This is a genomic window from Streptomyces sp. CNH189 (assembly GCF_000527195.1).
In genome coordinates, this window is the sequence record NZ_AZUS01000009.1 from 48,052 (window position 1) to 70,619 (window position 22,568).

General features: G+C 73.7%; 20 protein-coding genes. 6 read left to right on the plus strand and 14 right to left on the minus strand.

The features are described 5' to 3' along the window. Positions 1-185: 185 nt before the first annotated feature. The 7 genes from pheT to infC all read right to left on the minus strand — a co-directional run bounded on the left by pheT (position 186) and on the right by infC (position 7,712). On the minus strand, positions 186-2,699 hold the full coding sequence (pheT, locus tag B100_RS0114310) for a phenylalanine--tRNA ligase subunit beta (RefSeq protein ID WP_024885132.1): 2,514 nt from the start codon (positions 2,697-2,699) through the stop codon (positions 186-188). Continuing rightward, positions 2,699-3,820, minus strand: a complete 1,122-nt coding sequence (gene pheS, locus B100_RS0114315; protein WP_024885133.1) for a phenylalanine--tRNA ligase subunit alpha — start codon at positions 3,818-3,820, stop codon at positions 2,699-2,701. The genes pheT and pheS overlap by 1 nt, the downstream gene beginning before the upstream one ends. Positions 3,821-3,997: 177 nt before the next feature. Further along, positions 3,998-5,143: an ATP-binding protein gene (locus tag B100_RS0114320; RefSeq protein ID WP_024885134.1), complete on the minus strand. Its 1,146-nt coding sequence runs from the start codon at positions 5,141-5,143 to the stop codon at positions 3,998-4,000. Between the two features lie 92 nt (positions 5,144-5,235). Beyond that, positions 5,236-6,096: a TrmH family RNA methyltransferase gene (locus tag B100_RS0114325; RefSeq protein WP_024885135.1), complete on the minus strand. Its 861-nt coding sequence runs from the start codon at positions 6,094-6,096 to the stop codon at positions 5,236-5,238. 185 nt (positions 6,097-6,281) lie between these two features. Beyond that, the gene (gene rplT, locus B100_RS0114330) at positions 6,282-6,665 is read right to left on the minus strand and encodes a 50S ribosomal protein L20 (RefSeq protein ID WP_004933571.1); all 384 of its coding nucleotides are present in this window, start codon (positions 6,663-6,665) and stop codon (positions 6,282-6,284) included. Positions 6,666-6,763: 98 nt separating this feature from the next. Then, positions 6,764-6,958 carry a 50S ribosomal protein L35 gene (rpmI, locus tag B100_RS0114335; protein ID WP_003977225.1) on the minus strand — a complete coding sequence of 65 codons (195 nt, stop codon included), beginning with the start codon at positions 6,956-6,958 and terminating at the stop codon, positions 6,764-6,766. 109 nt (positions 6,959-7,067) lie between these two features. Beyond that, positions 7,068-7,712 carry a translation initiation factor IF-3 gene (gene infC, locus B100_RS0114340; RefSeq protein ID WP_078540917.1) on the minus strand — a complete coding sequence of 215 codons (645 nt, stop codon included), beginning with the start codon at positions 7,710-7,712 and terminating at the stop codon, positions 7,068-7,070. A gap of 374 nt (positions 7,713-8,086) precedes the next feature. Here infC and B100_RS0114345 point away from each other — a divergent pair, with 374 nt between their 5' ends. Then, a complete protein-coding gene (locus B100_RS0114345) occupies positions 8,087-8,464 on the plus strand; it encodes a DUF1844 domain-containing protein (protein ID WP_024885136.1) in 378 nt (125 codons plus the stop codon). Between the two features lie 56 nt (positions 8,465-8,520). Here B100_RS0114345 and B100_RS0114350 read toward each other — a convergent pair whose 3' ends face one another. Then, positions 8,521-9,300 carry an SseB family protein gene (locus B100_RS0114350; RefSeq protein ID WP_024885137.1) on the minus strand — a complete coding sequence of 260 codons (780 nt, stop codon included), beginning with the start codon at positions 9,298-9,300 and terminating at the stop codon, positions 8,521-8,523. Between the two features lie 60 nt (positions 9,301-9,360). On the opposite strand from B100_RS0114350, the gene B100_RS0114355 reads away from it, so the two are divergent. Continuing rightward, positions 9,361-10,047 (plus strand): serine hydrolase, encoded by a 687-nt coding sequence (locus B100_RS0114355; RefSeq protein WP_024885138.1) that lies wholly within the window; start codon positions 9,361-9,363, stop codon positions 10,045-10,047. Here the strand turns inward: B100_RS0114355 and mycP are convergent. Both mycP and B100_RS37585 read right to left on the minus strand, forming a co-directional pair. Further along, positions 10,044-11,210 carry a type VII secretion-associated serine protease mycosin gene (mycP, locus tag B100_RS0114360; protein WP_024885139.1) on the minus strand — a complete coding sequence of 389 codons (1,167 nt, stop codon included), beginning with the start codon at positions 11,208-11,210 and terminating at the stop codon, positions 10,044-10,046. The two genes, B100_RS0114355 and mycP, sit on opposite strands and share 4 nt — an antisense overlap. Further along, positions 11,207-12,781, minus strand: coding sequence for a hypothetical protein (locus tag B100_RS37585; protein WP_486585642.1), 1,575 nt, complete (start codon positions 12,779-12,781; stop codon positions 11,207-11,209). Before B100_RS37585 ends, mycP begins: the two co-directional genes overlap by 4 nt. Positions 12,782-13,049: 268 nt before the next feature. Here B100_RS37585 and B100_RS0114370 point away from each other — a divergent pair, with 268 nt between their 5' ends. Further along, positions 13,050-14,252 carry an amino acid deaminase/aldolase gene (locus tag B100_RS0114370; protein ID WP_024885141.1) on the plus strand — a complete coding sequence of 401 codons (1,203 nt, stop codon included), beginning with the start codon at positions 13,050-13,052 and terminating at the stop codon, positions 14,250-14,252. A gap of 10 nt (positions 14,253-14,262) precedes the next feature. On the opposite strand, the gene B100_RS0114375 is transcribed toward B100_RS0114370, so the two are convergent. The 4 genes from B100_RS0114375 to B100_RS0114390 are packed head-to-tail and all read right to left on the minus strand — an operon-like array spanning position 14,263 to position 18,887. Next, entirely contained in the window at positions 14,263-15,294 is a 1,032-nt protein-coding gene (locus tag B100_RS0114375) for a DUF2510 domain-containing protein (protein ID WP_024885142.1), read from the minus strand. Between the two features lie 48 nt (positions 15,295-15,342). Continuing rightward, positions 15,343-16,125: a 3-oxoacyl-ACP reductase gene (locus B100_RS0114380; RefSeq protein WP_024885143.1), complete on the minus strand. Its 783-nt coding sequence runs from the start codon at positions 16,123-16,125 to the stop codon at positions 15,343-15,345. A gap of 6 nt (positions 16,126-16,131) precedes the next feature. Then, the gene (locus tag B100_RS0114385) at positions 16,132-17,508 is read right to left on the minus strand and encodes an aldehyde dehydrogenase family protein (RefSeq protein WP_024885144.1); all 1,377 of its coding nucleotides are present in this window, start codon (positions 17,506-17,508) and stop codon (positions 16,132-16,134) included. A gap of 8 nt (positions 17,509-17,516) precedes the next feature. Beyond that, entirely contained in the window at positions 17,517-18,887 is a 1,371-nt protein-coding gene (locus B100_RS0114390) for a glutamine synthetase family protein (protein ID WP_024885145.1), read from the minus strand. A gap of 85 nt (positions 18,888-18,972) precedes the next feature. Here B100_RS0114390 and B100_RS0114395 point away from each other — a divergent pair, with 85 nt between their 5' ends. The 3 genes from B100_RS0114395 (at position 18,973) to B100_RS0114405 (ending at position 22,016) form a co-directional block, all read left to right on the plus strand. Next, positions 18,973-19,707, plus strand: coding sequence for an FCD domain-containing protein (locus tag B100_RS0114395; RefSeq protein ID WP_024885146.1), 735 nt, complete (start codon positions 18,973-18,975; stop codon positions 19,705-19,707). Positions 19,708-19,792: 85 nt separating this feature from the next. Then, positions 19,793-21,310 carry an ethanolamine permease gene (gene eat, locus B100_RS0114400; RefSeq protein WP_486585643.1) on the plus strand — a complete coding sequence of 506 codons (1,518 nt, stop codon included), beginning with the start codon at positions 19,793-19,795 and terminating at the stop codon, positions 21,308-21,310. A gap of 19 nt (positions 21,311-21,329) precedes the next feature. Then, positions 21,330-22,016 (plus strand): gamma-glutamyl-gamma-aminobutyrate hydrolase family protein, encoded by a 687-nt coding sequence (locus B100_RS0114405; protein WP_024885148.1) that lies wholly within the window; start codon positions 21,330-21,332, stop codon positions 22,014-22,016. The last annotated feature ends 552 nt before the right edge of the window (positions 22,017-22,568 follow it).

A 22,568-nucleotide genomic window follows, 5' to 3' on the forward strand; every position in this document is an offset into this window, starting at 1 on the left:
GCGGCACGCCACCCCACAATGCCGGGCGCCCCCCGGAACACCGACCGCGTGACCGCCGCTCTTCACCGCTCACGCCTCGCGACCCCTCACGCCTCGCAGGCGAACTCGTCCGCCGAGACGCACGACAGGCCGGCCCCGAGGCGTCCGCCTCGAGGACCGGCCCGTGCGTGGGACAGCGCGCGGCGTCAGCCGCGGAGTACCGCTCCGGTGCGGTCCGTCGCCAGGGCGACGGCCGCCTCGCGGGCCGCCGACGCCTCGTCGACGGTCAGCGTGCGGTCGTCCGCCCGGAAGCGCAGCGCGTACGCCAGCGACTTGCGGCCCTCACCCAGCTGCTCGGCGTTTTCGTAGACGTCGAACAGGCGGATGGACTCCAGGAGTTCGCCCGCGCCCTCACGCAGCGCGGCCTCCACGTCAGCGGCGGGCACGTAGGCGTCGACGACCAGGGCGACGTCCTGCGTGGCGACCGGGAAGGTGGAGATGGACGGCGCCTGCGGGACGGTGTCGCCGATCCGCTCCAGGACGTCCAGGTCCAGCTCCATCGCGCAGGCACGCGCGGGCAGGCCCAGCGCCTTCAGCACCCGCGGGTGCAGCTCCCCGGCGTGGCCGACGACGCGCTCGGTGCCGTCGACGGCGGCGGTCAGCTCGGCGCAGCGGCCCGGGTGCCACGGCCCGTACTGCCCCTTGCGCATGCCGAGTTCGGCGCCGGCCTCACGGGCGACGGTCCGGGCGGCCTCGACCGCGTCGGCCCAGTCGGCCGGGCGGCCCTTGCCCCACCAGCCGGCCTGCTCGCGGGCGCCGGCCATGACCACGGCGACATGCCGGGGCTGGTCGGGCAGCGCGGCGTTCAGCGCGGCGATGTCGTCCGTGCTCGGCCGGCGGTCGACGGACAGGTCCGCGGCGGTCCTGGCCGTGTCCCGCGGCTGGAAGACCAGGCCGGTCTCGAACAGCGCGAGGTCGTGCGAGCCGCGGCCGTCGTTGCGGCGCAGCGCGGCGAGCAGCCCCGGCAGCAGCGAGGTGCGCAGCGCGGGCTCCTCGTCGCTGAGCGGGTTGACCAGCTTGACCACGCGGCGGGCCGGGTCGTCGGCGTCCAGGCCGAGCTGGTCGAAGACCTGCTCGCTGACGAACGGGTAGTTCGGCGCCTCCACGTAACCGGCGCCGGCCAGCGCCCGCCCGATGCGGCGGTGCAGCCGCTGGCGGCCGGTCAGGCCCCGGCCGGCGGGCGGCCTGGGCAGGGTGGAGGGCAGGTTCTCGTAGCCCTCCAGCCGGATGACCTCTTCGGCGAGGTCGTTCGGGTCGGTCAGGTCGGGCCGCCACGACGGGACGGTCACGATGAGCTCGTCCTGGCCGTAGACGTCGCAGCCGACCTCCTGGAGACGGCGCACGACGGTCTCCCGGCCGTAGGTCACACCGGCGACCTTGTCCGGGTGGTCGGCGGAGATCGTGATGGTGTGCGGCGCGCTCGGGGCGATGACCTCGGTGACACCCGCCTCGGCGGTGCCGCCCGCGAGCAGGACCAGCAGGTCGACGGTGCGCTGCGCGGCGGCCGCCGCGGCCTGCGGGTCCACGCCGCGCTCGAAGCGGCGGGAGGCCTCGGAGGACAGCTTGTGGCGGCGGGCGGTACGCGCGATGGACACCTGGTCGAAGTGGGCGGCCTCGATGACCACGTCGCCGGTCGACTTCTCCACGTCGTCGTGGTCGGCGATCTCGGTGTCGGCGCCGCCCATGACGCCGGCGAGGCCGATCGGACCGCGGTCGTCGGTGATGACGAGGTCCTCGGCGTGCAGCTTCCGCTCGACGCCGTCGAGGGTGACGATCTTCTCGCCCTCCTGCGCGCGGCGCACGCCGATGGTGCCCTGGACCTGGCTGCGGTCGTAGGCGTGCAGCGGCTGGCCGAGCTCCATCATCACGTAGTTGGTGACGTCGACGGCGAGCGAGATCGGCCGCATGCCGACCTTCTGCAGGCGGCGCTGGAGCCAGATCGGGGAGCGCGCCTCGGGGCTCAGGCCGGTCACCGTACGGGCGGTGAAGCGGTCGCAGCCGGCCGGGTCGGAGACCTTCACCGGGTAACCGAAGGCGTTCGGGCCGGGTACGTCGAGCAGCGCCGGGTCGCGCAGCGGCAGGCCGTAGGCGATGGCGGTCTCGCGGGCGACGCCGCGGATGGACAGGCAGTCGCCGCGGTTGGCGGTGACGGCGATGTCCAGGACCTCGTCGACCAGTTCGAGCAGCTCGATGGCGTCCTTGCCGACCTCGGTCTCCGGCGGCAGCACGATGATGCCGTGGGTGCCGTCGTCGCCCATGCCCAGCTCGCCGCTGGAGCAGATCATGCCGTGCGAGACCTTGCCGTAGGTCTTGCGGGCGCTGATCGAGAAGCCGCCGGGCAGGGTGGCGCCGGGCAGGACCACGACGACCTTGTCGCCGACGGCGAAGTTGCGGGCGCCGCAGACGATCTCCTGGGGCTCACCGGTGCCGTTGGCCTGGCCGACGTCGACGGTGCAGAAGCGGATCGGCTTCTTGAAGCCCTCGAGCTCCTCGACGGTCAGCACCTGACCGACGACGAGCGGGCCCTTGAGGTCGGCGCCGAGGTGCTCGACGGTCTCGACCTCGAGGCCGGCCGAAATCAGCTTGGCCTGCACGTCACGGCCGGTCTCGGTGGCCGGCAGGTCGACGTACTCCCGCAGCCAGGAAAGCGGGACCCGCATCAGATCTCCATCCCGAACGGCCGGGTGAACCGGACGTCACCCTCGACCATGTCTCGCATGTCTTCGACGTTGTGGCGGAACATCAGCATCCGCTCGATGCCGAACCCGAAGGCGAAGCCGCTGTACTTCTCCGGGTCGACGCCGCAGGCGGTGAGCACCCGCGGGTTGACCATGCCGCAGCCGCCGAGCTCGATCCAGCCCTCGCTGGAGCAGGTGCGGCAGGGCCGGTCGGGGTTGCCGACGGACGCGCCCTTGCAGACGTAGCAGAGCATGTCCATCTCGGCGGACGGCTCCGTGAAGGGGAAGAAGTTCGGCCGCAGCCGCGTCTTCATCTCCGCGCCGAACAGCGACTGCACCATGTGGTCCAGGGTGCCCTTGAGGTCCGCCATGGTCAGGCCCTCGTCCACGGCGAGCAGCTCGACCTGGTGGAACACCGGCGTGTGCGTGGCGTCCAGCTCGTCGGTGCGGTAGACCCGGCCGGGGCAGATCACGTAGACCGGCAGCTCGCGGTCGAGCAGGGAGCGGACCTGCACGGGCGAGGTGTGGGTGCGCAGCACGACACCGGACTCGGTGCCGCCTTCCGGACCCTGCACGAAGAAGGTGTCGGCCTCGCCTCGGGCGGGGTGGTCCGGGCCGATGTTCAGGGCGTCGAAGTTGAACCACTCGGCCTCGACCTCGGGGCCCTCGGCGACCTCGTAGCCCATGGCCACGAAGATGTCCTCGATGCGCTCGGAGAGGGTGGTGAGCGGGTGCCGGGCGCCGGCCGGGACGCGGTCGTGGGGCAGCGTGACGTCCACGGCCTCCTCGACCAGGACGCGCGCGTCGCGCTCGGCCTCCAGCTCGGCCTGGCGGGCGGCGAACGCCTTGTTCACGGCACCGCGCGCCTGGCCGACGCGCTTGCCGGCCTCGGCCTTGGCGTGCGGGGGCAGGGCGCCGATCTCACGGTTGGCCAGGGCCAGCGGGGACGTGCCGCCGGTGTGCGCGACCTTGGCCTCCTGGAGCGCGTCGAGGGAGTCCGCGGCGGCGAAGGCGGCGAGCGCCTCGTCCCGCATGCGCTCGATCTCTTCCGGTTTCAACGCCTCGACCTCGACAGGGTCGTACGACTTATTCGGTGCCGACATCTCTTCCCGTGCTTCCGGTTGGCTGGCTGATGGTCCCCGTCATCGACTCGTGGACGAATGGTCCGTCGCGCGTCTGCTCGGCGTCGCGGCTTTCCGTCCTCGGGACGCAAAGGTGCCAAAGGCCGAGTCTAACGGGGTGGGGGAACGCGAAGGCGCCCGTGGGGGGCCGCCTGCGTCTCAGGTGAGATACGCGGGGGCCGCCACGGGCAACGTAAATCGGAATTCGGCGCCGCCGCCGGGGGCGCGTCCGACCGTGATGGTGCCGCCGTGGGCCTCGACGATGCCCTTGACGATGTACAGCCCGAGGCCCGTGCCACCGCGCTTGCTGCCCCGCCAGAAGCGGGTGAAGACGCGGTTCATGGACTCCTCCGGGATGCCGGGCCCCTCGTCGCTGACGGTGACCGACGTGGCTGCGGGTTCGGCGTGCTCGCGGTCACGCGGGGACGCCGAGGGTGTGATGTCGATGGTGACGGTTCCCTCGCCGTGACGCACGGCATTTTCCAGCAGGTTGCTCAGCACCTGGTCGATCTTGTCGGGATCGGCCCACAGCGCGGGCAGCGGGTGCTGCACCCGCAGCAGGAACCGGTCGGCCGCCTGCCCGGCGGCGACGTAGGCCTGGATGTGCCGGCCCACGGCGGCCCCGATGTCGACGGGCTGGCGGCGCACCTCCAGGCGCCCGGAGTCGATGCGGGATATGTCGAGCAGCTCGGCGATCAGCCGGGTGACGCGGTCGGCGTCGGCATCGACGGTCTCCAGCATGAGCCGCTTCTGGTCGTCGGTGAAGCGTTCCCACTTGGCGAGGAGGGTGGCGGTGAAGCCTTTGACCGAGGTGAGCGGGGAGCGCAGTTCGTGCGCGACGGTGGCGATCAGCTCGGCGTGGCTGCGCTCGGTGCGGCGGCGTGCCTCGGTGTCGCGCAGGGTGACGACGACACGGCGGACGGGTCCGGTGGGGCGGGTGCGGACGTAGCGGGCGGAGACGAGGACCTCACGGCCGCCGGGCAGCAGGAGGTTGCGCTCGGGCTGGCCGACCCGGATGGCGAGGCCGCCGTAGGGGTCGGTGAGCTGCCACCAGCGGCGCCCCTCCAGGTCCTCTAACGGCAGCGCGGTCTCCAGGGACCGGCCGAGGGCCTGTTCGGCGGGGACGGCGGTGATGCGTACGGCGGCGGCGTTGAAGCAGATCACCCGGCCGTGCTCGTCGGCGACGACGAGTCCGTCGGGGAGCTGGTCGGGGTGGATGCCGAGGTCGGCGACGTCACCGGGCCGGGGCGCGGGCGGGCGCGCCGTGCGCTCTGCTCCCGGTGCGCTGCTCGTGCCGACGCTCATCCCCGTACCCCACCTCTCGGAACGTCCTCGGGGCGCCCCGTCCTCGGGCCCCGGCCGAAAGACTGGGGAGGGTCCCCGAGCTGGTCAGCCTACTAGCTCCCGGTGACGGAGCGGGACCCTCCGGCGGCGCGCTGTGCACGTGCCGACGCGTAGAGACATACGGCGGCGGCGGTGGCGAGGTTCAGACTCTCCGCCTTTCCGTGGATGGGCACCCGGACGACGGCGTCGGTGAGGGCGCGGGTCTCCTCGGGCAGCCCCCACGCCTCGTTGCCGAAGACCCAGGCGGTGGGGCCGCCCATGGTGCCCTTGTCGAGTTCCTCGTCGAGGTCCCGGTCGCCGGCCCCGTCGGCGGCGAGCAGCCGCACACCGGCGTCGCGCAGTCCGGCGACGGCCCGCTCGACGGGCACGTTCACGGCGACGGGCAGGTGGAAGTGGGATCCGACGGAGGCGCGGACGGCCTTGGGGTTGTACAGGTCGACGGAGGCGTCGGTGAGGACGACGGCGTCGGCCCCGGCGGCGTCGGCGCAGCGCAGTACGGTCCCGGCGTTGCCGGGGTCGCGCACGTTGGCGAGGACGGCGACCAGGCGGGGGCGGGCGGCGAGGATCTCCTCGAACGGGGTGTCCAGGAAACGGCACACGCCCACCAGGCCCTGCGGGGTGACGGTGGTGGAGATGTCGGCGACGACCTGCTCGGAGGCGAGGTGGACGCGGGCGCCGGCGTCCCGGGCGGCGCCGACGATGTCGGCGTAGCGCTCGGCGGCCTCGGGGGTGGCGAACAGCTCGACGAGCGTGGCGGTGTCCTGGGTACGGTGCGCGGCGGCCTCCCGGACGGCCTGCGGCCCCTCGGCGAGGAACAGCCGTTCCTTCCCCCGGAAGTTCCGCTTGGCGAGCCGCCGCGCGGCACTCACCCGGGCGGAACGGGGAGAGATCAGCTCAGGACCGACGGACACCATTTTCAGTCACCTTCAACTTCCCGACCGGGGGTCGGCACAGCACCCCCAGGGGCGCGGGGAACTGCGCGACCAACCACGACGAACCCGCGGCCGACGACCCGGCCGAGGGCAACGACAACAACGGGACCCGCAGGCCGAAGCCTGCGGGTCCCGGAGAAATGGAACGTCGGCCGAGGCCGACGACCTCACGCAGCCTTGGGCGCGTTCACGTCCGCGGGCAGCGCCTTCTGCGCGACCTCGACGAGCGCGGCGAAGGCGGTGGCGTCGTTGACGGCCAGCTCGGCCAGGATCTTGCGGTCGACCTCGACGTTGGCGGCCTTCAGACCCTGGATGAAGCGGTTGTAGGTGATGCCGTTGGCGCGGGCAGCGGCGTTGATGCGCTGGATCCACAGCTGACGGAAGTCGCCCTTGCGCTTCTTGCGGTCGTTGTAGTTGTAGACCAGCGAGTGGGTGACCTGCTCCTTGGCCTTGCGGTACAGGCGCGAACGCTGACCGCGGTAGCCGGAGGCCTGCTCGAGGATCGCCCGGCGCTTCTTGTGGGCGTTGACTGCCCGCTTGACGCGTGCCACTTGTTAACTCCTTGTAGCGGGGCCGTGGTGGTGCTCACACGGCCCGAAATCGATTGGGTCCCGGTCTGACGTACGTACGGCGCTCGCGCGCCGGGGCGTCACTTGCCGAGAAGCTTCTTGATCTTCGCGGCGTCGCCCGGGGCCATCTCGGCGTTGCCGGTGAGGCGACGCGTCACGCGGGACGACTTGTGCTCGAGCAGGTGGCGCTTGCCGGCACGCTCGCGGAGCACCTTGCCGGAGCCGGTGATCTTGAAGCGCTTGCTGGCACCGCTGTGCGACTTGTTCTTCGGCATAGCGCCGTTCTCTCCTCGTCGGTGGCGCTCCTGTGCCCGGTCGTGAAACCGGGCACGGTGGAGCGTCGTACTTGTTCGGGTTGCTTCCTGGGGCTGGCGCCCCGGGGAGTCACGCCTCGGCCGGCTCCTCGGCCGCCTGGACGGAGTCCGCGTCCGCGGCGTTCTGCGACTTGCCGGGGTTGGCCTTCGCTTCTGCCTTGCGGGCTTCCTGTGCCTGGCGGGCCTCGGCCATCGCCTCGGTCTTCTTCTTGTGCGGACCGAGAACCATGATCATGTTGCGGCCGTCCTGCTTCGGGTTCGACTCCACGAACCCGAGGTCGGCCACGTCCTCCGCGAGACGCTGCAGCAGTCGGTAGCCGAGCTCCGGCCGGGACTGCTCGCGACCACGGAACATGATCGTGATCTTGACCTTGTCGCCCTGCTTGAGGAACCGGACGACGTGACCCTTCTTGGTGTCGTAGTCGTGCGGGTCGATCTTCGGCCGGAGCTTCATCTCCTTGATGACCGTGTGCGCCTGGTTCTTGCGCGCCTCACGGGCCTTCATGGCCGACTCGTACTTGAACTTCCCGTAGTCCATGAGCTTGCACACGGGCGGACGGGCGTTCGCCGCGACCTCCACGAGGTCGAGGTCGTACTCCTGCGCAAGCTCCAGGGCCTTGGCAAGCGGGACAATCCCGACCTGCTCGCCGCTGGGACCGACAAGTCGCACCTCGGGAACGCGAATCCGGTCGTTGATGCGGGGCTCGGCGCTGATGGATCCTCCTCGGTAGCACCACGCGACGGTCTGGCGGACAGCCGCGTAACGTCTCTGTTCTTGTGAGACCTAACCGCACCGAAACACAAAAAATGCCCCGGACGATCACAGGCGGGGCTCCTCGAACTACCGGAGCACCGCCGCGAGGACCGCGGGGCGCGCTTTCGGGCTGATCGCCGACTCGGGGACGGGACCGCCTGACCGGTGACCCGCCGCCCTGAGGGCGGCCAGGTGGGAGTTCAAGGCCTCCACTTGTGGGCCGGGCCTGTGCACCATGAGGCATACGGGTCCGACCGGTCGCCCACCAGATTACCAGGATCGCTTGACAAGGGCTAACCGGAGGGCGCCGGACGCCACCGCCTATCGTGTGGGGCATGAGTGAGACCTCCCCCTCGGACACCCCCGAGACCCCCGGCAACCCCGACTTCGACGCCATGGCCCGCGACATCGCGGAGGTCCCGGCGGTCGAGGTGATCGTGACGGTCGCCGTCAACCTGATGAGCGCCGCCGCCGTGAAGCTCGGTCTGACCGAGGAGGGCGACCAGCACAAGGACCTGGACGAGGCCCGCAAGCTGGTGCACGCGCTGGCCGGTCTGCTGGACGCCTCGGCGACCGAGATCAGCTCCTTCCACGCGGCGCCGCTGCGGGACGGCCTGAAGTCGCTGCAGCTCGCCTTCCGCGAGGCCTCCGTGGTCCCGGACGAGCCGGGTCAGGGGCCGGGCGAGAAGTACACGGGCGCGATCTACGGCTGACCGAGCGGGCGCCCCTTCACCGGGGCGCCCGCTCCGTCTTCCCGGTCACGGTCTTTTCAGTTACGTACGTACAAGGGCTCGCCGGGCGGCGTCGCCTCGGCCGGCAGGACTGCCAGGTCGAGGCCGCGCACCAGGCGGGCCCTCAGTGTCTCGTCGGCGGCGAGCCGCTGTGCCACGGCGCGGGCGGCCTCGGCGACCTGCGCGGCCGGGTCGAGGACCAGGGCGAGGGTGCCGTCGGCCTGCCCCGGCCCGAGGTGGGCGCGCAGCACGGCGGGCTCGGCGGCGACGGCGGCCCGTACGGCCTCGACGACGGCGGGGTCCCGCAGCGGGTCGGTGCTGGTGCGGCCCTCGGCGAGGGCGAGCAGCGTGGGCCCGGTCAGTTCGAAGGGCACGGGACCGGCGAGGTCGAGGACCACCGTGTCCGCCTTCTCGTGCGCGGCGGCCTGGAGCGCCTGGTGCAGCGGTACGGCGACGGGGCGGGCGTCCGCGTCCCAGCGGGCGAGCGCGTCGGTGGAGGTGAACGCGGGCAGCGCGGTGCGGCCGCCTGCCTTCAGGGTGGGCACGGCCATGTCGCTGGTCTTCTCGCGGCGCAACCCGGCCCCCCGTCGCCCGTCGCCACCCTTCCGAGGAGCTTCGCGCCCCTCTCTGTCGTCCTCCTCCACCTCTCCGAGCAGAGCCACCACGGGGACGAGCAGCCGGGCGTCCTTGAGCGCCTCCAGGACCGGTCCGACGGCGTTGCCGTCCTCGGCCCAGGCGGCGAGCGCGGCGCTCAGCCGTGGGTCGGCGGTTCCGTCGTCGTCACGGAAGGGGGAGTCGGGAATGTTCTTGTTCGCCACGGTCACCGACCTTAGCGGCCGTGCGCGGGACGCCCGGACGCGGGCGGGAGGGAGCGCGAGGTGACGGACGGGCCGAGGGTGTCGGTGGCGGCGCTGGATCTGGCGAGCGGGGAGACGTACGCCTCGGGCGAAGGGGTCTTCGTGACCGCGAGCGTGGTGAAGGTGGACATCCTGACGGCGCTGCTGCTCGGCGCGCGGGACGGGGGCCGGGACCTCACCGCCGCCGAGCGGGCGCACGCGGAGGCGATGATCGTGCGCAGCGACAACGACGCGGCGACGGCGCTGTGGCAGGTCGTCGGGCGGGCCGCGGGCCTGGGCACGGCCGACGCCCGCCTGGGCCTGACCCGCACCGTGGCCGACGCGCGCTGGGGGCTGACCCGGACCACGGCCGCGGACCGCGTGGCGTTGCTGCGGATGATCTTCGCGCCGGGCGGGGAGGCGGACGCGGTACTGGACGCGCCGGCGCGGGCGTACGTACGGGAGCTGATGGAGCGGGTCGTGCCGGAGCAGGCCTGGGGCGTGCCGGCCTTGGCCGACCCGGGCACCGGATGGGCCGTGAAGAACGGCTGGCTGCCCCGGGACGCGACCGGGCTGTGGGTCGTGAACAGCACGGGGTGCGTGACGACCGGCGGGCGCGTGTGTGCCGTGGCGGTGCTGTCGGACGGGCACGCGTCGATGGCGGAGGGGGTGGCGCGGGTGGAGGAGGCGGCGCGGGAGGCCGTGGACGTGCTGGCGGAACGCCTTTAGAAGTTCTCGTTCTCGGGGCGGCGGGCGCGCCAGAGGACCACCGCGGCGACCAGCAGCACGCCGCCGGCGCCGCCCGCCAGGGGCGCGGCCCAGTCGGCGGTGTCGTCGCCGGGGGTGTCGGCGTCCGGGCCGGGGCCGAAGTACTCGTCCCCGTAGGCAGCCGCCTTCAGCCCCTCGGGCCTCAGCCGGCCGGCGGCCTCGATCGCGGCGGCCGGGTCGACGAAGCCGAAGCCGCGGGAGTCGTCGCGGCCGTCGGCGGGGGCGTTGCGGGCGGTGTCCTCCAGGAGCCGCTTGATCTGGGCCGGGGTCAGGTCCGGGTGCGCCGACCTCACCAGGGCGACGGATCCGGAGACGAACGCGGCGGCGGCGCTGGTGCCCCAGCCCTCGTAGTACTTGTGGTCGGGGTCGGCGATGATCACGTCGACGCCGGGGGCGCTGACGGTGGCGTACCAGCGGCGGGTGGAGAAGGGGGCGCGGGTGCCGTAGCGGTCGACGGCGGTGGCGGCGATGACACCCGGGTAGGCCGCCGGGTAGGAGATCCGGTCGCCCTTGTCGCCGCCGTTGCCCGCGGAGGCGACGACGACGACGCCCTTGCGCAGGGCGTACTGGATGGCTTCGTCCTCGCCGGGTTCGGGGTGCGCTGAGGCGGAGTCGTCGCCGAGGGAGAGGTTGATGACGTCGGCGCCGTGGTCGGCGGCCCAGCGGATGCCTTCGGCGAGGGCGTTGCCGCGGGTGCTGCGGGCCTTGGCGCGGGCCGGGTCCTTGTCCTCGAGGATGACGCGGACGGGGAGGATCTTCGCCTCGGGGGCGACGCCCAGGACGCCGTCGCCGTTTCCCGGGCCGTGGCCATGACCGGCGATGATGCCGGCCATGGCGGTGCCGTGGCGGGCCCAGGCCTCGTCGCCCTCGCGGGCGCCGAAGCCGACCAGGTCCTTGCCGGCCAGGACGTTGCCGTCGAGGTCGGGGTGGTCGGCCTCGACCCCGGTGTCCAGGACGGCGACGGTGACGCCCGCGCCGCGCGTGGTGCTCCAGGCCCGGTCGGCGTGCAGGGCGTCGAGGCCCCACTGCCGGTCGCGGATGGCGTCGGCGTGCGCGGCGGTCACGGGGACCAGCACCAGGGCGGCGGCGAGCAGGCCGCCGAGGGCGGCGGGGCGCTTCCTCATGACGGACGCTCCGTGGCGCTTCCGGCCCGCTTGCGCAGGGCGCGTTCGAACCGGTCGGCGAGGCCCCGGGCCTCGTGACCGAGGCCCGCCTGGGCGGGGGCGGTGGTGGCTCCGGGCCGCATGGCGTCCTCGGCGGGCCGGGGCTCGTCGACGGTACGGCCGTCGGCCCAGCCGGAGACGGCGTAGACGACGACGGGGGCGTCGGTGAGCACGGAGATCGCCCAGGAGGCGCGCTGCTCGGGGCCGAAGCCCTCGGCCGCGGTGCCCTTGGCGGCGTACGGCAGCGGGACGAGGTCGCCGCGGCGGTCCAGGCGTTCGCGGTCGAAGCGGCCGGCCAGGGCTTTCATGCCGGCCGCGTCGGCCTCGGTGAACAGCAGGCCGACGGTGGTGACGTGGCTCTGGGTGGCGTCGGTGTAGGTGGCGCGCAGCAGGCGCTCGCAGCCGACGGGGGTGAGGACGCGGGTGAGCAGGGCGTCGAAGGCGCCCTTGCAGCCGCTGTCGGGGGCGACGGCGATCCGGGTCCAGGCCCGGTCGGCCTCGCCGGGGCCCGCTCCCCCGCCCTGGACGGTGGGCGGGAAGAGCTGGTCGACGGGGACGTCGTGCCACAGGTCCCCGGCGACGGTGAAGGCGTGCCGGGTGCCGGGTCCCTCGGGGCCGTCGGCGAGCCAGGCACCGGTGACGGCGCCGCCGATCAGGCCGGTGCCGAGGACCAGGCAGATCACGGCGGCCACGACCTGCGCACGGGTGCGCCGGGCGAACGGGCGTGACGGTCCGCCCCCGTCGTACCGCCCGGGCTCCCCGAAGGTGATCACGGTGGGGCGCCCGCCGGGGACGCCGCCGGGCGCCATGGGGGCGCTCCACGACAGCGCGGGGTCCGGTTCGGCGGCGCGGGGCGGGACGGGGGTACCGGTGCGGCCGGCGGGCGCGGTGCCGCGGGCCGGGGGTGCCGTCGGGGCCTCGGGGGCGGCGGGGGGTACGGGGCGCAGCCGGGCCGTCGTCTCCGACGGGGTCTCGGCGCCGGGGCGTACGACGGGACGCGGAGGTACGGAGGGGGCGGGGTGTACGGCGGGACGCGGAGGCGCCGAGGGGGCGGGAGGCGCGGCGTCCTGAGAGGGCATGCCCCGGCCGACGGTGGGCGGGGCGTCGGGGAACCGGGCGGACGCCTGCGGCGGGGGCGCGGCGGGGGCGGAGCTGTCGGTGCCGGTGGTACCGGTGGTGCCGATGCGGGGGAAGCGCGGGCGCGGGACGTCAGCGCCGTGACCGGACGTGTCCTTACGGGGACTTGACTCTTCCGGCGTTCGAGGAGCCGGGTCCGGGGCGGAGCCCCGCGCACCGGCCGCCGAAGGGACGTCGCCCTGCACGCCCGGCGCGTCACCCTCGCGTCCGTCCGCCGTCCGCGCGGCGGGATCGACGGGTTCGGAGGCGCGCGGGGTCCGGGGGTCGAAGAGGCCGGGGCCGCCCGAGGTGCGCGCGCGTGCGTCGGGCGGGGAGGCGGGGGCGGGGGGCTGGGCCGGGCGCGGCGGGACCGAGGGGCGCGGGGGAAGGGAGGCGCGGCGCGCTTCCGTGCTCATGCACCCCCCGTTTCCTCGTGCCCGGGCCGGACCTCGTCCGCGGCCGGCGTATCGCTGCCCAGTGGCCGGGCGCGGACGCGTCCCGGGCACAGATACCCGCACGGCAGGCGCGTCATCCGCCCGGACGACCGGGCCGGCCCCGTACCGCCGTGCGTGCGCGTCACTCTACGGCGTGCGGCGCGCCGAACGGGAACCAGTCCGCAGGCCCGCGGCATCTGCCCGGAACGTCCCTCTACCCTGCGGTAATCCGGTCTGGCAGGCTTCGGTCATGACTGCGCGCGCCGCCGACCGGGCCCGTTACGACCGGGCCACCGCCCAGCTCGACGCCCCCGTCGCGATCGTGGATCTCGACGCCTTCGACGCCAACGCGGACGATCTGGTCCGCCGTGCCGGGGGCAAGCCGATCCGGGTCGCCAGCAAGTCCGTGCGCTGCCGGGCGCTGCTCGAACGGGTCCTGGCCCGCGAGGGGTTCGCGGGGATCATGTCGTTCACCCTCGCCGAGTCGCTGTGGCTGGCCCGCTCCGGATTCGACGACGTCCTGCTCGCCTACCCGTCGGCCGACCGCGCCGGGTACGCCGAACTCGCCGCCGACCCCAAGCTCGCCGCGGCCGTCACCGTCATGGTCGACGACCCGGCGCAGCTGGACCTGATCGACGCCGCGCGGGAGGGTGGCGGCGAAGTGGTGCGCGTGTGCCTGGAGTTGGACACGTCGCTCAGGCTGCTGGGCGGGCGGATGCGGGTCGGCGCCCGGCGCTCCCCGCTGCACTCCCCCGCCCAGGTCGCCGAGGTGGCCCGCGCGGTGGCCCGGCGGCCGGGCTTCGAGGTCGTCGGCATCATGGCGTACGAGGGTCATGTGGCCGGTGTCGGGGACGCGGTGGCCGGGCGGCCGCTGCGGTCCCGTGCGGTGCGGCTGATGCAGGCCGCCGCGCGCCGTGAACTCGCCGAGCGGCGGGCGGCGGTGGTGCGGGCGGTGCGCGAGGTCGTACCGGACCTGGAGTTCGTCAACGGCGGCGGCACGGGCAGCGTGCAGCACACGGCGGCGGAGGACGCGGTGACCGAGATCGCGGCCGGGTCGGGGCTGTACGTGCCCCGGCTGTTCGACAACTACACGTCGTTCACGGGCCGGCCGGCCGCGCTGTTCGCCCTGCCCGTCGTCCGGCGGCCCGGGGTCGGCGTGGTGACGGTGCTGGGCGGGGGCTATCCGGCCTCCGGCGCGCCCGGCGCGGACCGGCTGCCCGTGCCGTACCTGCCCGAGGGCCTGCGTTACGACCCGCAGGAGGGGGCCGGCGAGGTGCAGACGCCCCTGCTGGGACCGGTGGCGGACGATCTGCTGATCGGCGACAAGGTGTGGTTCCGGCACGCCAAGGCGGGCGAACTGTGCGAACGGTTCGACGCGCTGCACCTGGTCGAGGGCGACACCGTGACGGCGACCGTGCCGACGTACCGGGGTGAGGGGCGGACGTTCCTGTAGTGACCCGGGCTCAGTCGTCCGGGCCGATGCTGCTGCCGACCCCGCCGCCGGAGGCCTGGTCGGCGACCGAGCGGATGCCCTTGGTGATGCGGTCCATGTCGGCGAGGGGCGGGCCGTCGGGGCCGGCCTCGAAGACGAACCGGACGAGGACCGGGGACTCGGTGCCGACGCTGGACGGGAACACCAGCGACTGCACGTAGCCGCCGGGGCCCTTGGCGGTGGTCACCTGCCAGCGCACGAGGTATCCGGCGCGGCCCGCCACCGCGACCGGGCCCGCCTTGAGGACCTGGTGGGACTCCATGCCGCCGTAGGGGCGGCTGCCGAGGGTGTCCTCGTCGAAGGCCGCCTCGGCCGCCTCGGAGATGTCCGCCTCGGCGAGCGCACGGGGCGAGGACTCGTCGGTCGCGGTCACCGTGCGGGAGAGGACCAGGCCGCCGCGGCAGAGGGAGCCCTCGCCGGGGCAGTCGTGGGTGCCGTCGGTGGTCATGACGGCGTCCTTCTCGACCACGTGCTGCGGCCGCACCCAGCCGTCGAGGAGCGGGAAGGTGACGCCGTTGAGCTCGTCCTCGACGACCCCTTCGTCCCCGGGTCCGGGCTCGGATGCGGGGGGTGAGGGGGACGCGGATTTCGGCCTGGTCTCCGGGGCGGAGACCGTGGACGTCGGAACGGTCCCGGCCCGCGGGTCGTCCTCGCCGCCGGTGAGCAGCAGCGCCCCGGCGACGACGGCGGCGACCAGCACGGCCCCGGCGGCGGTCAGCGCGACGGCCTTGGCCCCGCCGGACCCGTCCGAGCCGCCGGACCCGCCACCACCGGGCGCGGCCGGAGGACCGAAGCCCCCCGCAGCCCCGTACGGCCCCGGCGTACCCGGCGCGCTCGGCGTGTGAGGGGCGCTCGGCGCACCGAACCCGCCCGCCACCGCGCCCGACGCCGGCGCGGAACCGGCCGCCGGCGTCCGCCGGTGCTCGGTCCAGGCCGTGCCGTCCCACCAGCGCTCCAGGTGAGGGGCGTGCGGGTCGGGGTACCAGCCGGGCGGGGGCGTCATGCTCATCCGGGCACTGTAACGACGGGCGCCGTCACCGCGTACCGCCCGCTACAGCGGTGTGACGTACGCCCCCGAGATGCCGCCGTCGACGAGGAAGTCGGTGGCGTTGACGAAGGAGGAGTCGTCGCTGGCGAGGAAGGCGACGGCGGCGGCGATCTCCTCGGCCTCGGCGAACCGGCCGAGCGGGATGTGCACCAGCCGGCGCGCGGCCCGCTCCGGGTCCTTGGCGAACAGCTCCCGCAGCAGCGGGGTGTTGACCGGTCCGGGGCACAGCGCGTTGACCCGGATGCCCTCCCGGGCGAACTGCACGCCGAGCTCCCGGGACATGGCGAGGACGCCGCCCTTGGAGGCGGTGTACGAGATCTGCGAGGTGGCCGCGCCCATCCGGGCGACGAAGGACGCGGTGTTGATGACGGAGCCCTTGCCCTGCTCCCGCATGTAGGGGATGGCGGCCTTGCAGCACAGGTAGACGGAGGTGAGGTTGACCTCCTGGACGCGTTTCCACGCCTCCAGGCCGGTCTCCAGGATGGAGTCGTCGTCGGGCGGTGAGATCCCCGCGTTGTTGAAGGCGACGTCGACGCTGCCGTACGTCTCGTACGCGGTACGGAACAGCGCCTCGACCTGCTCGGGGTCGGTGACGTCGGTGTTCACGAAGATCCCGCCGGTCTCCTCGGCGGCGGCCTTGCCGCGCACCTCGTCGACGTCCGCGCAGACCACGTTCGCCCCCTCGGAGGCGAGGCGGCGCGCGGAGGCGAGCCCGATGCCGCTGCCGGCTCCGGTGACGACGGCGGTGCGGCCGGTCAGGCGGCGGCAGATGATGTCCTCGCTCATGTGCGGTCAGGCCTCCGTGCTGATGAAGACGTTCTTGGTTTCGGTGAAGGCGGTCAGGGCGTCCGGGCCCAGCTCGCGGCCCACGCCGGACTGCTTGAACCCGCCGAAGGGGGTCCAATAACGCACGCCGGAGTGCGAGTTGACCGACAGGTTGCCCGCGCGCACGGCCCGGGAGACGCGCAGGGCTCGGCCGACGTCACGGGTCCACAGCGAGCCGGCGAGGCCGTAGTCGGTGGCGTTGGCCAGGCGGACGGCGTCGGCCTCGTCGTCGAAGGGGAGGACGACGGCGACGGGCCCGAAGACCTCCTCCACGGCGACCCGGTCCTCCGGGGCCACGCCGGTCAGGACAGTCGGCGGGAACCAGTAGCCAGGGCCTTCGGGGGCCTTGCCGCGGATGCCGTCGAGGGTGTCGGGGACGTAGGAGCGGACGCGGTCGAGCTGGCTGCGGGAGATCAGCGGGCCCATGTCGACGTCCTCGTCGCGGCCCGGGTCGCCGACGCGGACGGCCTCGATCGCGGGCGCGAGCAGGTTCAGGAAACGGTCGTAGGCGGTCCGTTCGACGAGGATGCGGGTGCGGGCGCAGCAGTCCTGTCCGGCGTTGTCGAGGAAGGACATGGGGGCAGCGGCCGCGGCGGCCTCCAGGTCGGCGTCGGCGAAGACGATGTTGGGGCTCTTGCCGCCGAGTTCGAGGGTGACCCGCTTGAGGCGGTCGGCCCCCTTGGCCCACACCCGCTTGCCGACGGCCGTCGACCCGGTGAACACGATCTTGGCGACGCCGGGGTGTTCGACGAGGGCGTTGCCGGTGACCGGGCCGTGTCCGGGGAGCACCTGGAACAGGCTCTCGGGAAGGCCCGCCTCCAGGGCGAGTTCCGCGAGGCGCAGGGCGGTGAGGGGGGTGGTCTCGGCGGGCTTGAGGAGGACCGCGTTGCCGGCGGCGAGGGCGGGGGCGGTGCCCCAGGCCGCGATGGGCATGGGGAAGTTCCAGGGCGCGATGACGCCGACGACGCCGAGCGGTTCGAGGAAGGTGACGTCGACGCCGCCCGGCACGGGGATCTGGCGGCCGGTGAGGCGTTCCACTCCCCCGGCCGCGTAGTCGAGCAGGTCGCGGACGTTGCCGGCCTCCCAGCGGGCGTTGCCGAGGGTGTGGCCGGCCTCGCGGACCTCCAGCAGGGCGAGTTCCTCGACGTGGTCGTCGACGGCGGCGGCGAACCGGCGCAGCAGGCGGGCGCGTTCGCCGGGCGCGAGGGCGGTCCAGGCGGTCTGCGCGCGGGCCGCGCGGGCGACGGCGGCGTCCACGTCGGCGGGGCTCGCGGCCGGGACGGTGGCGATGACCTCCTCGGTGGCGGGGTTGCGCACCTGGAGCTCGGTGGGCTGGTCGGACACTCGGGGCCTCACATGCGTTCGAAGGAGCGGCGCAGCTCCCAGTCGGTGACCGCGGCGTCGTAGGCGTCGATCTCGACGCGCGCCATGTTGCGGTAGTGGGCGACGACCTCCTCGCCGAAGGCCGCCTTGGCGATCTCGCTGTGCTCCCACAGCTCGGCGGCCTCACGGAGCGTGGTGGGGACGTGGTCGAAGCCGGCGGTGTAGGCGTTGCCCGCGCAGGGCTCGGGCAGTTCCAGGCGCTGCTCGATGCCGTGCAGGCCGGCGGCGACCATGCCGGCCACGGCCAGGTACGGGTTGACGTCGCCGCCGGGCAGCCGGTTCTCGAAGCGCAGGGAGCGGCCGTGGCCGACGACACGCAGCGCGCAGGTGCGGTTGTCGTGGCCCCAGGCGACGGCGGTCGGGGCGAAGGAGCCCGGCTGGAACCGCTTGTAGGAGTTGATGTGCGGGGCGTAGAGCAGGGAGAACTCGCGGAGTGCGGCGAGCTGTCCGGCGAGGAAGTGGCGCATCACCTGGGACATGCGGTCCGGGTCCTCCGGGGAGTCCGGCATGGCACTGTCGCCGCCGAGGTCGGCGAGCGAGAGGTGGATGTGGCAGGAGTTGCCCTCGCGTTCGTTGTACTTGGCCATGAAGGTGAGGGAGACGCCCTCCTGCGCGGCGATCTCCTTGGCGCCGGTCTTGTAGATCGCGTGCTGGTCGCAGGTGACCAGGGCCTCGTCGTAGCGGAAGGCGATCTCGTGCTGGCCGGGGTTGCACTCGCCCTTGGCGGACTCGACGGTGAGGCCGGCGCCGGCCATCTCGTTCCGGATGCGGCGCAGCAGGGGCTCGATGCGGCCGGTGCCGAGCACCGAGTAGTCGACGTTGTACTGGTTGGCCGGGGTGAGGCCGCGGTAGCCGGAGTCCCAGGCCTGTTCGTAGGTGTCCTTGAAGACGATGAACTCCAGCTCTGTGCCGGCCTGGGCGGTGTAGCCGAGGGCGGCGAGCCGGTCGAGCTGCCGGCGCAGTATCTGCCGGGGCGCTGCGGCCACCGGGGAGCCGTCGGCCCAGGCGAGGTCGGCGACGACCATCGCGGTGCCCTCGTTCCAGGGGACCCGGCGCAGGGTGTCGAGGTCGGGGTACATGGCGAAGTCGCCGTAGCCGGTGTCCCAGGAGGACATGGCGTAGCCGTCGACGGTGTTCATGTCGGCGTCGACGGCGAGCAGGTAGTTGCAGCCCTCGGTGCCGTGGCGGAGGACCTCGTCGAGGAAGAAGCGCGCGGCGAACCGCTTGCCCTGGAGCCGCCCTTGCATGTCGGGGAAGGCCAGGACGACAGTGTCGATCTCGCCGCTCGCGACGAGGGCGTGCAGTTCCTCGACGGCGAGCGGGGGTGTGCGGTCTGCCACGGGAGGGCCTCCTGGGGCTTCTTCGATCAGCCGGGAGCCATAAGGTATTGCCGGGAACCATTACTTGGGAAGGGGGCGCGACCAGATGCCCAAGGATGCGGTCGGCGCGGTCGGGGACCGGCTGGCGCCGGTGCTGCGGCAGGTCCGTGCGGGCAACGGCTTCGAGGAGGCGCTGGAGCAGATCCTCCAGGTGGTGCGGCTGGGCCTGGTGGCGGGCGGGGAGCGGCTGCCGGCCGAGCGGGAGCTGGCGGAGCGGCTGGGGATCAGCCGGGTGACGCTGCGCGAGGTGCTGAAGGTGCTCCAGGACCAGGGCCTGGTGGAGTCGCGGCGCGGCCGGTACGGCGGGACGTTCGTGCTGCCCCGGCCGACGGACGCCGGCGAGGAGGAGCTGCGGCGGCGGATCGCCGAGGTGGACATCGAGGATGTGCTGCGCTTCCGGGAGGTGCTGGAGGTGGGCGCGGCGGGGCTCTGCGCGGCGCACGGGCTGACGGACGAGCGGGCGGGGCGGCTGCGGGAGGCGCTGGCGGGCACGCAGGAGGCGCCGCTGGGCGACTACCGGCGGGCGGACACGCTGTTCCACCTCACCCTGGCGGAGCTGTCCGGCTCGCCCACGCTGACCGCGCAGTACGCGGCCGTCCGGGCGACGGTGAACGACCTGCTGGACTGCATTCCGCTGCTGGTGCGCAACCTGGAGCACTCGCAGCGCCAGCACGCGGCGCTGGTGGAGGCGGTGCTGGAGGGGGACGCGGACGGGGCGCGTGAGGTGATGCGGGAGCACTGTGCGGGGACGGCGGCGCTGTTGCGGGGGTTCCTCGCCTGACGGTGTGGCGCGCGGCGGACCGGGGCAGGGTTTACCCCGGCTTAACGCACGGGGGTTGCGCGCGCGTCGGGTGCGCCACGAAGGTATGGGCCCACAAAGGTCTGGATACGTTCCATTACCATCGTCCGCGCCACACCGCCTCCTGGGGAGCCGTGCCGTGAGCCTTCCATCCGCATCCCGTGAACCCGCCGGTGAGCCCGACGACTACCTGGAACGCCGGAAACTGCGCCGGGGCAGCGCGGGCTGGCTGCTGCTGACCGGCCTCGGCGTCGCGTACGTCGTCTCCGGCGACTACTCCGGCTGGAACTTCGGCCTGGCCGAGGGCGGCTTCGGCGGTCTGGCGATCGCCATGGTCCTGATGGGCGCCATGTACACCTGCATGGTGTTCGCGCTCGCCGAGCTGTCGTCGATCCTGCCCACGGCGGGCGGCGGCTACGGCTTCGCCCGCCGGGCGCTCGGCCCGTGGGGCGGCTTCCTCACCGGCACGGCGATCCTCATCGAGTACGTGCTGGCGCCCGCCGCGATCTCCATCTTCATCGGCGACTACGTCGAGTCCCTCGGTCTGTTCGGCCTGGAGTCGGGCTGGCCGGTCTACCTGGCCTGCTTCGTCATCTTCATCGGCATCCACCTGTGGGGCGTGGGCGAGGCGCTGCGGTTCAGCTTCGTCGTCACCGGTATCGCGGTGGCGGCGCTGGTGGTGTTCGCGCTGGCGGCGCTGCCCGAGTTCGACGCCTCCTCGCTGGACGACATCCCGGTGGACACCTCGGCGCTGGGCGCGAGTTCCTGGCTGCCGATGGGGCTGCTGGGAATCTGGGCGGCCTTCCCGTTCGGCATGTGGTTCTTCCTGGGCGTGGAGGGTGTGCCGCTGGCCGCCGAGGAGACCCGGGAGCCGGCTCGTACGCTGCCGCGCGCGATCCGCTGGTCGATGGGCATCCTGGTGGTGCTGGCCGTGATGACCTTCTTCGCGGCGGCCGGGGCGCGCGGTTCGGCGGCGGTCCAGGACGCGGGCAACCCGCTGGTGGAGGCGCTCCAGCCGGACGGCGAGGCGACGGTGCTGAGCAGGATCGTGAACTACGCGGGCCTGGCGGGTCTCGTCGCCTCGTTCTTCTCGCTGATCTACGCCGGTTCGCGGCAGCTGTTCGCGCTGTCCCGGGCGGGTTACCTGCCCCGGTTCCTGTCCCTGACCAGCAGCCGGCGCGCGCCGTACCTCGGTCTGGTGGTCCCGGGCGCGATCGGGTTCGCGCTCGCCGCGAGCACGGGCAACGGGGCGCGCATGCTGAACATCGCGGTCTTCGGTGCGACGATCTCCTACGCGCTGATGTCGCTGTCGCACATCGTGCTGCGACGCCGGGAACCGGAGCTGCCCCGGCCGTACCGGACGCCGGGCGGGGTGCTGACCTCGTCGGTGGCGCTGGTGCTGGCCTGCGCGGCGCTGGTGGCGACGTTCCTGGTGGACGTGACGGCGGCGTTCATCGCGCTGGCGGTGTACATCGTGGCGCTGGCCTACTTCGGGCTGTACAGCCGCAAGCACCTGGTGGCGAAGGCGCCGGAGGAGGAGTTCGCGGCGCTGGCGGCGGCCGAGGCGGAGCTGGCGCAGGACTGAGGAAGAGGGAGGTGCCCGGGTGTCGGGCAGGCCACTGATCGGCATCAGTACCTACGCGGAGTCGGGCGTGCGGTGGGGTGTGTGGCAGCTGGACGCCGCGCTGCTGCCGGCCGGCTATCCGCGGCTGGTGCAGCGGGCGGGCGGACTGGCCGTCATGCTCCCACCGGACGCCCCGGAGCACGCGGAGGCCGCCGTGGCCCGTCTCGACGGCCTGGTCGTCGCGGGCGGCCCCGACGTGGAGCCCGTCCGCTACGGCGCCGAGCCCGACCCGCGCACGGGGCCTCCGGCCCGGGAACGGGACGTCTGGGAGCTGGCGCTGATCCGGGCCGCACTGGGCCGGGGGGTCCCGCTGCTCGGCATCTGCCGGGGCATGCAGCTGCTGAACGTCGCCCTGGGCGGCACCCTTGTCCAGCACATCGACGGCCACGCCGAGGTGCCGGGCACCTTCGGCCGGCACCCGGTGAAGCCGGTCCCGGGCACGCGGTACGCCGACGCCGTCCCCGAGGAGACGTCGGTCCCCACCTACCACCACCAGGCGGTCGACCGCCTCGGCACCGGCCTGATCCCGTCCGCGTACGCGGAGGACGGCACGGTGGAGGCCGTCGAACGCCCCGACGGCCACTGGGTGGTGGGGGTGCAGTGGCATCCGGAGATGGGCGATGACCCGCGCGTCGTCCGCGCCCTGATCACGGCGGCGGGGGGCTGACGAGGCCGGCCCGTCGGACGAGCGCCGCCGGGAGCGCGCGGGGGGACAGGCGACGCCCTGGGACACGGCCCCCGGGCGCCAGGTCGGCTCGCGTCGGCCTCGGCGCGTACGGCAACCGGGCCGCACGCGGTACGGAGGCACAGCCACCGGCCGGTGAGCAGCCGCCCGGCCCGGCCGGGGCCGGCACGGCGGGCAGCGCACCGGCACACGCTCGCCTCGAAAAACGGGCGCGCGCGAGTCCTTCACGCGCACCCATGACCGCCCGTAAGCCCTCGCGCCCCCGCACGGCTCACCACGACGCCGGGCACAACAGCCGGCTCCGGCACGGCGGGCAGCGCACCGGCACACGCTCGCCTCGAAAAGCGGGCGCGCGCGAGTCCTTCACGCGCACCCCACAGCCGCCGGTGAGCCACCTTGCGCCCCTGGCACGGCTGACCAGGACGCCCGGGCCGTGATCACGGGCACAACAGTCGGCTGTCTGCCGCCCGGAACCTCGCACACCCCCCTCACTGGGGGCGCGCCGGACACCGAGGACGGGTGACGCGCGCGTCC

Bases quoted from the DNA above. Each gene is read 5' to 3' on its own strand.
- B100_RS0114325 (WP_024885135.1), bottom strand. From the start codon at position 6,096: ATGGTGTCCGTCGGTCCTGAGCTGATCTCTCCCCGTTCCGCCCGGGTG.
- eat (WP_486585643.1), top strand. From the start codon at position 19,793: ATGGGCCCACAAAGGTCTGGATACGTTCCATTACCATCGTCCGCGCCA.
- B100_RS37585 (WP_486585642.1), bottom strand. From the start codon at position 12,781: ATGAGCACGGAAGCGCGCCGCGCCTCCCTTCCCCCGCGCCCCTCGGTC.
- mycP (WP_024885139.1), bottom strand. From the start codon at position 11,210: ATGAGGAAGCGCCCCGCCGCCCTCGGCGGCCTGCTCGCCGCCGCCCTG.
- B100_RS0114395 (WP_024885146.1), top strand. From the start codon at position 18,973: ATGCCCAAGGATGCGGTCGGCGCGGTCGGGGACCGGCTGGCGCCGGTG.
- B100_RS0114380 (WP_024885143.1), bottom strand. From the start codon at position 16,125: ATGAGCGAGGACATCATCTGCCGCCGCCTGACCGGCCGCACCGCCGTC.
- B100_RS0114375 (WP_024885142.1), bottom strand. From the start codon at position 15,294: ATGACGCCCCCGCCCGGCTGGTACCCCGACCCGCACGCCCCTCACCTG.
- rpmI (WP_003977225.1), bottom strand. From the start codon at position 6,958: ATGCCGAAGAACAAGTCGCACAGCGGTGCCAGCAAGCGCTTCAAGATC.
- B100_RS0114345 (WP_024885136.1), top strand. From the start codon at position 8,087: ATGAGTGAGACCTCCCCCTCGGACACCCCCGAGACCCCCGGCAACCCC.
- B100_RS0114320 (WP_024885134.1), bottom strand. From the start codon at position 5,143: ATGAGCGTCGGCACGAGCAGCGCACCGGGAGCAGAGCGCACGGCGCGC.
- B100_RS0114370 (WP_024885141.1), top strand. From the start codon at position 13,050: ATGACTGCGCGCGCCGCCGACCGGGCCCGTTACGACCGGGCCACCGCC.
- pheT (WP_024885132.1), bottom strand. From the start codon at position 2,699: ATGCGGGTCCCGCTTTCCTGGCTGCGGGAGTACGTCGACCTGCCGGCC.
- pheS (WP_024885133.1), bottom strand. From the start codon at position 3,820: ATGTCGGCACCGAATAAGTCGTACGACCCTGTCGAGGTCGAGGCGTTG.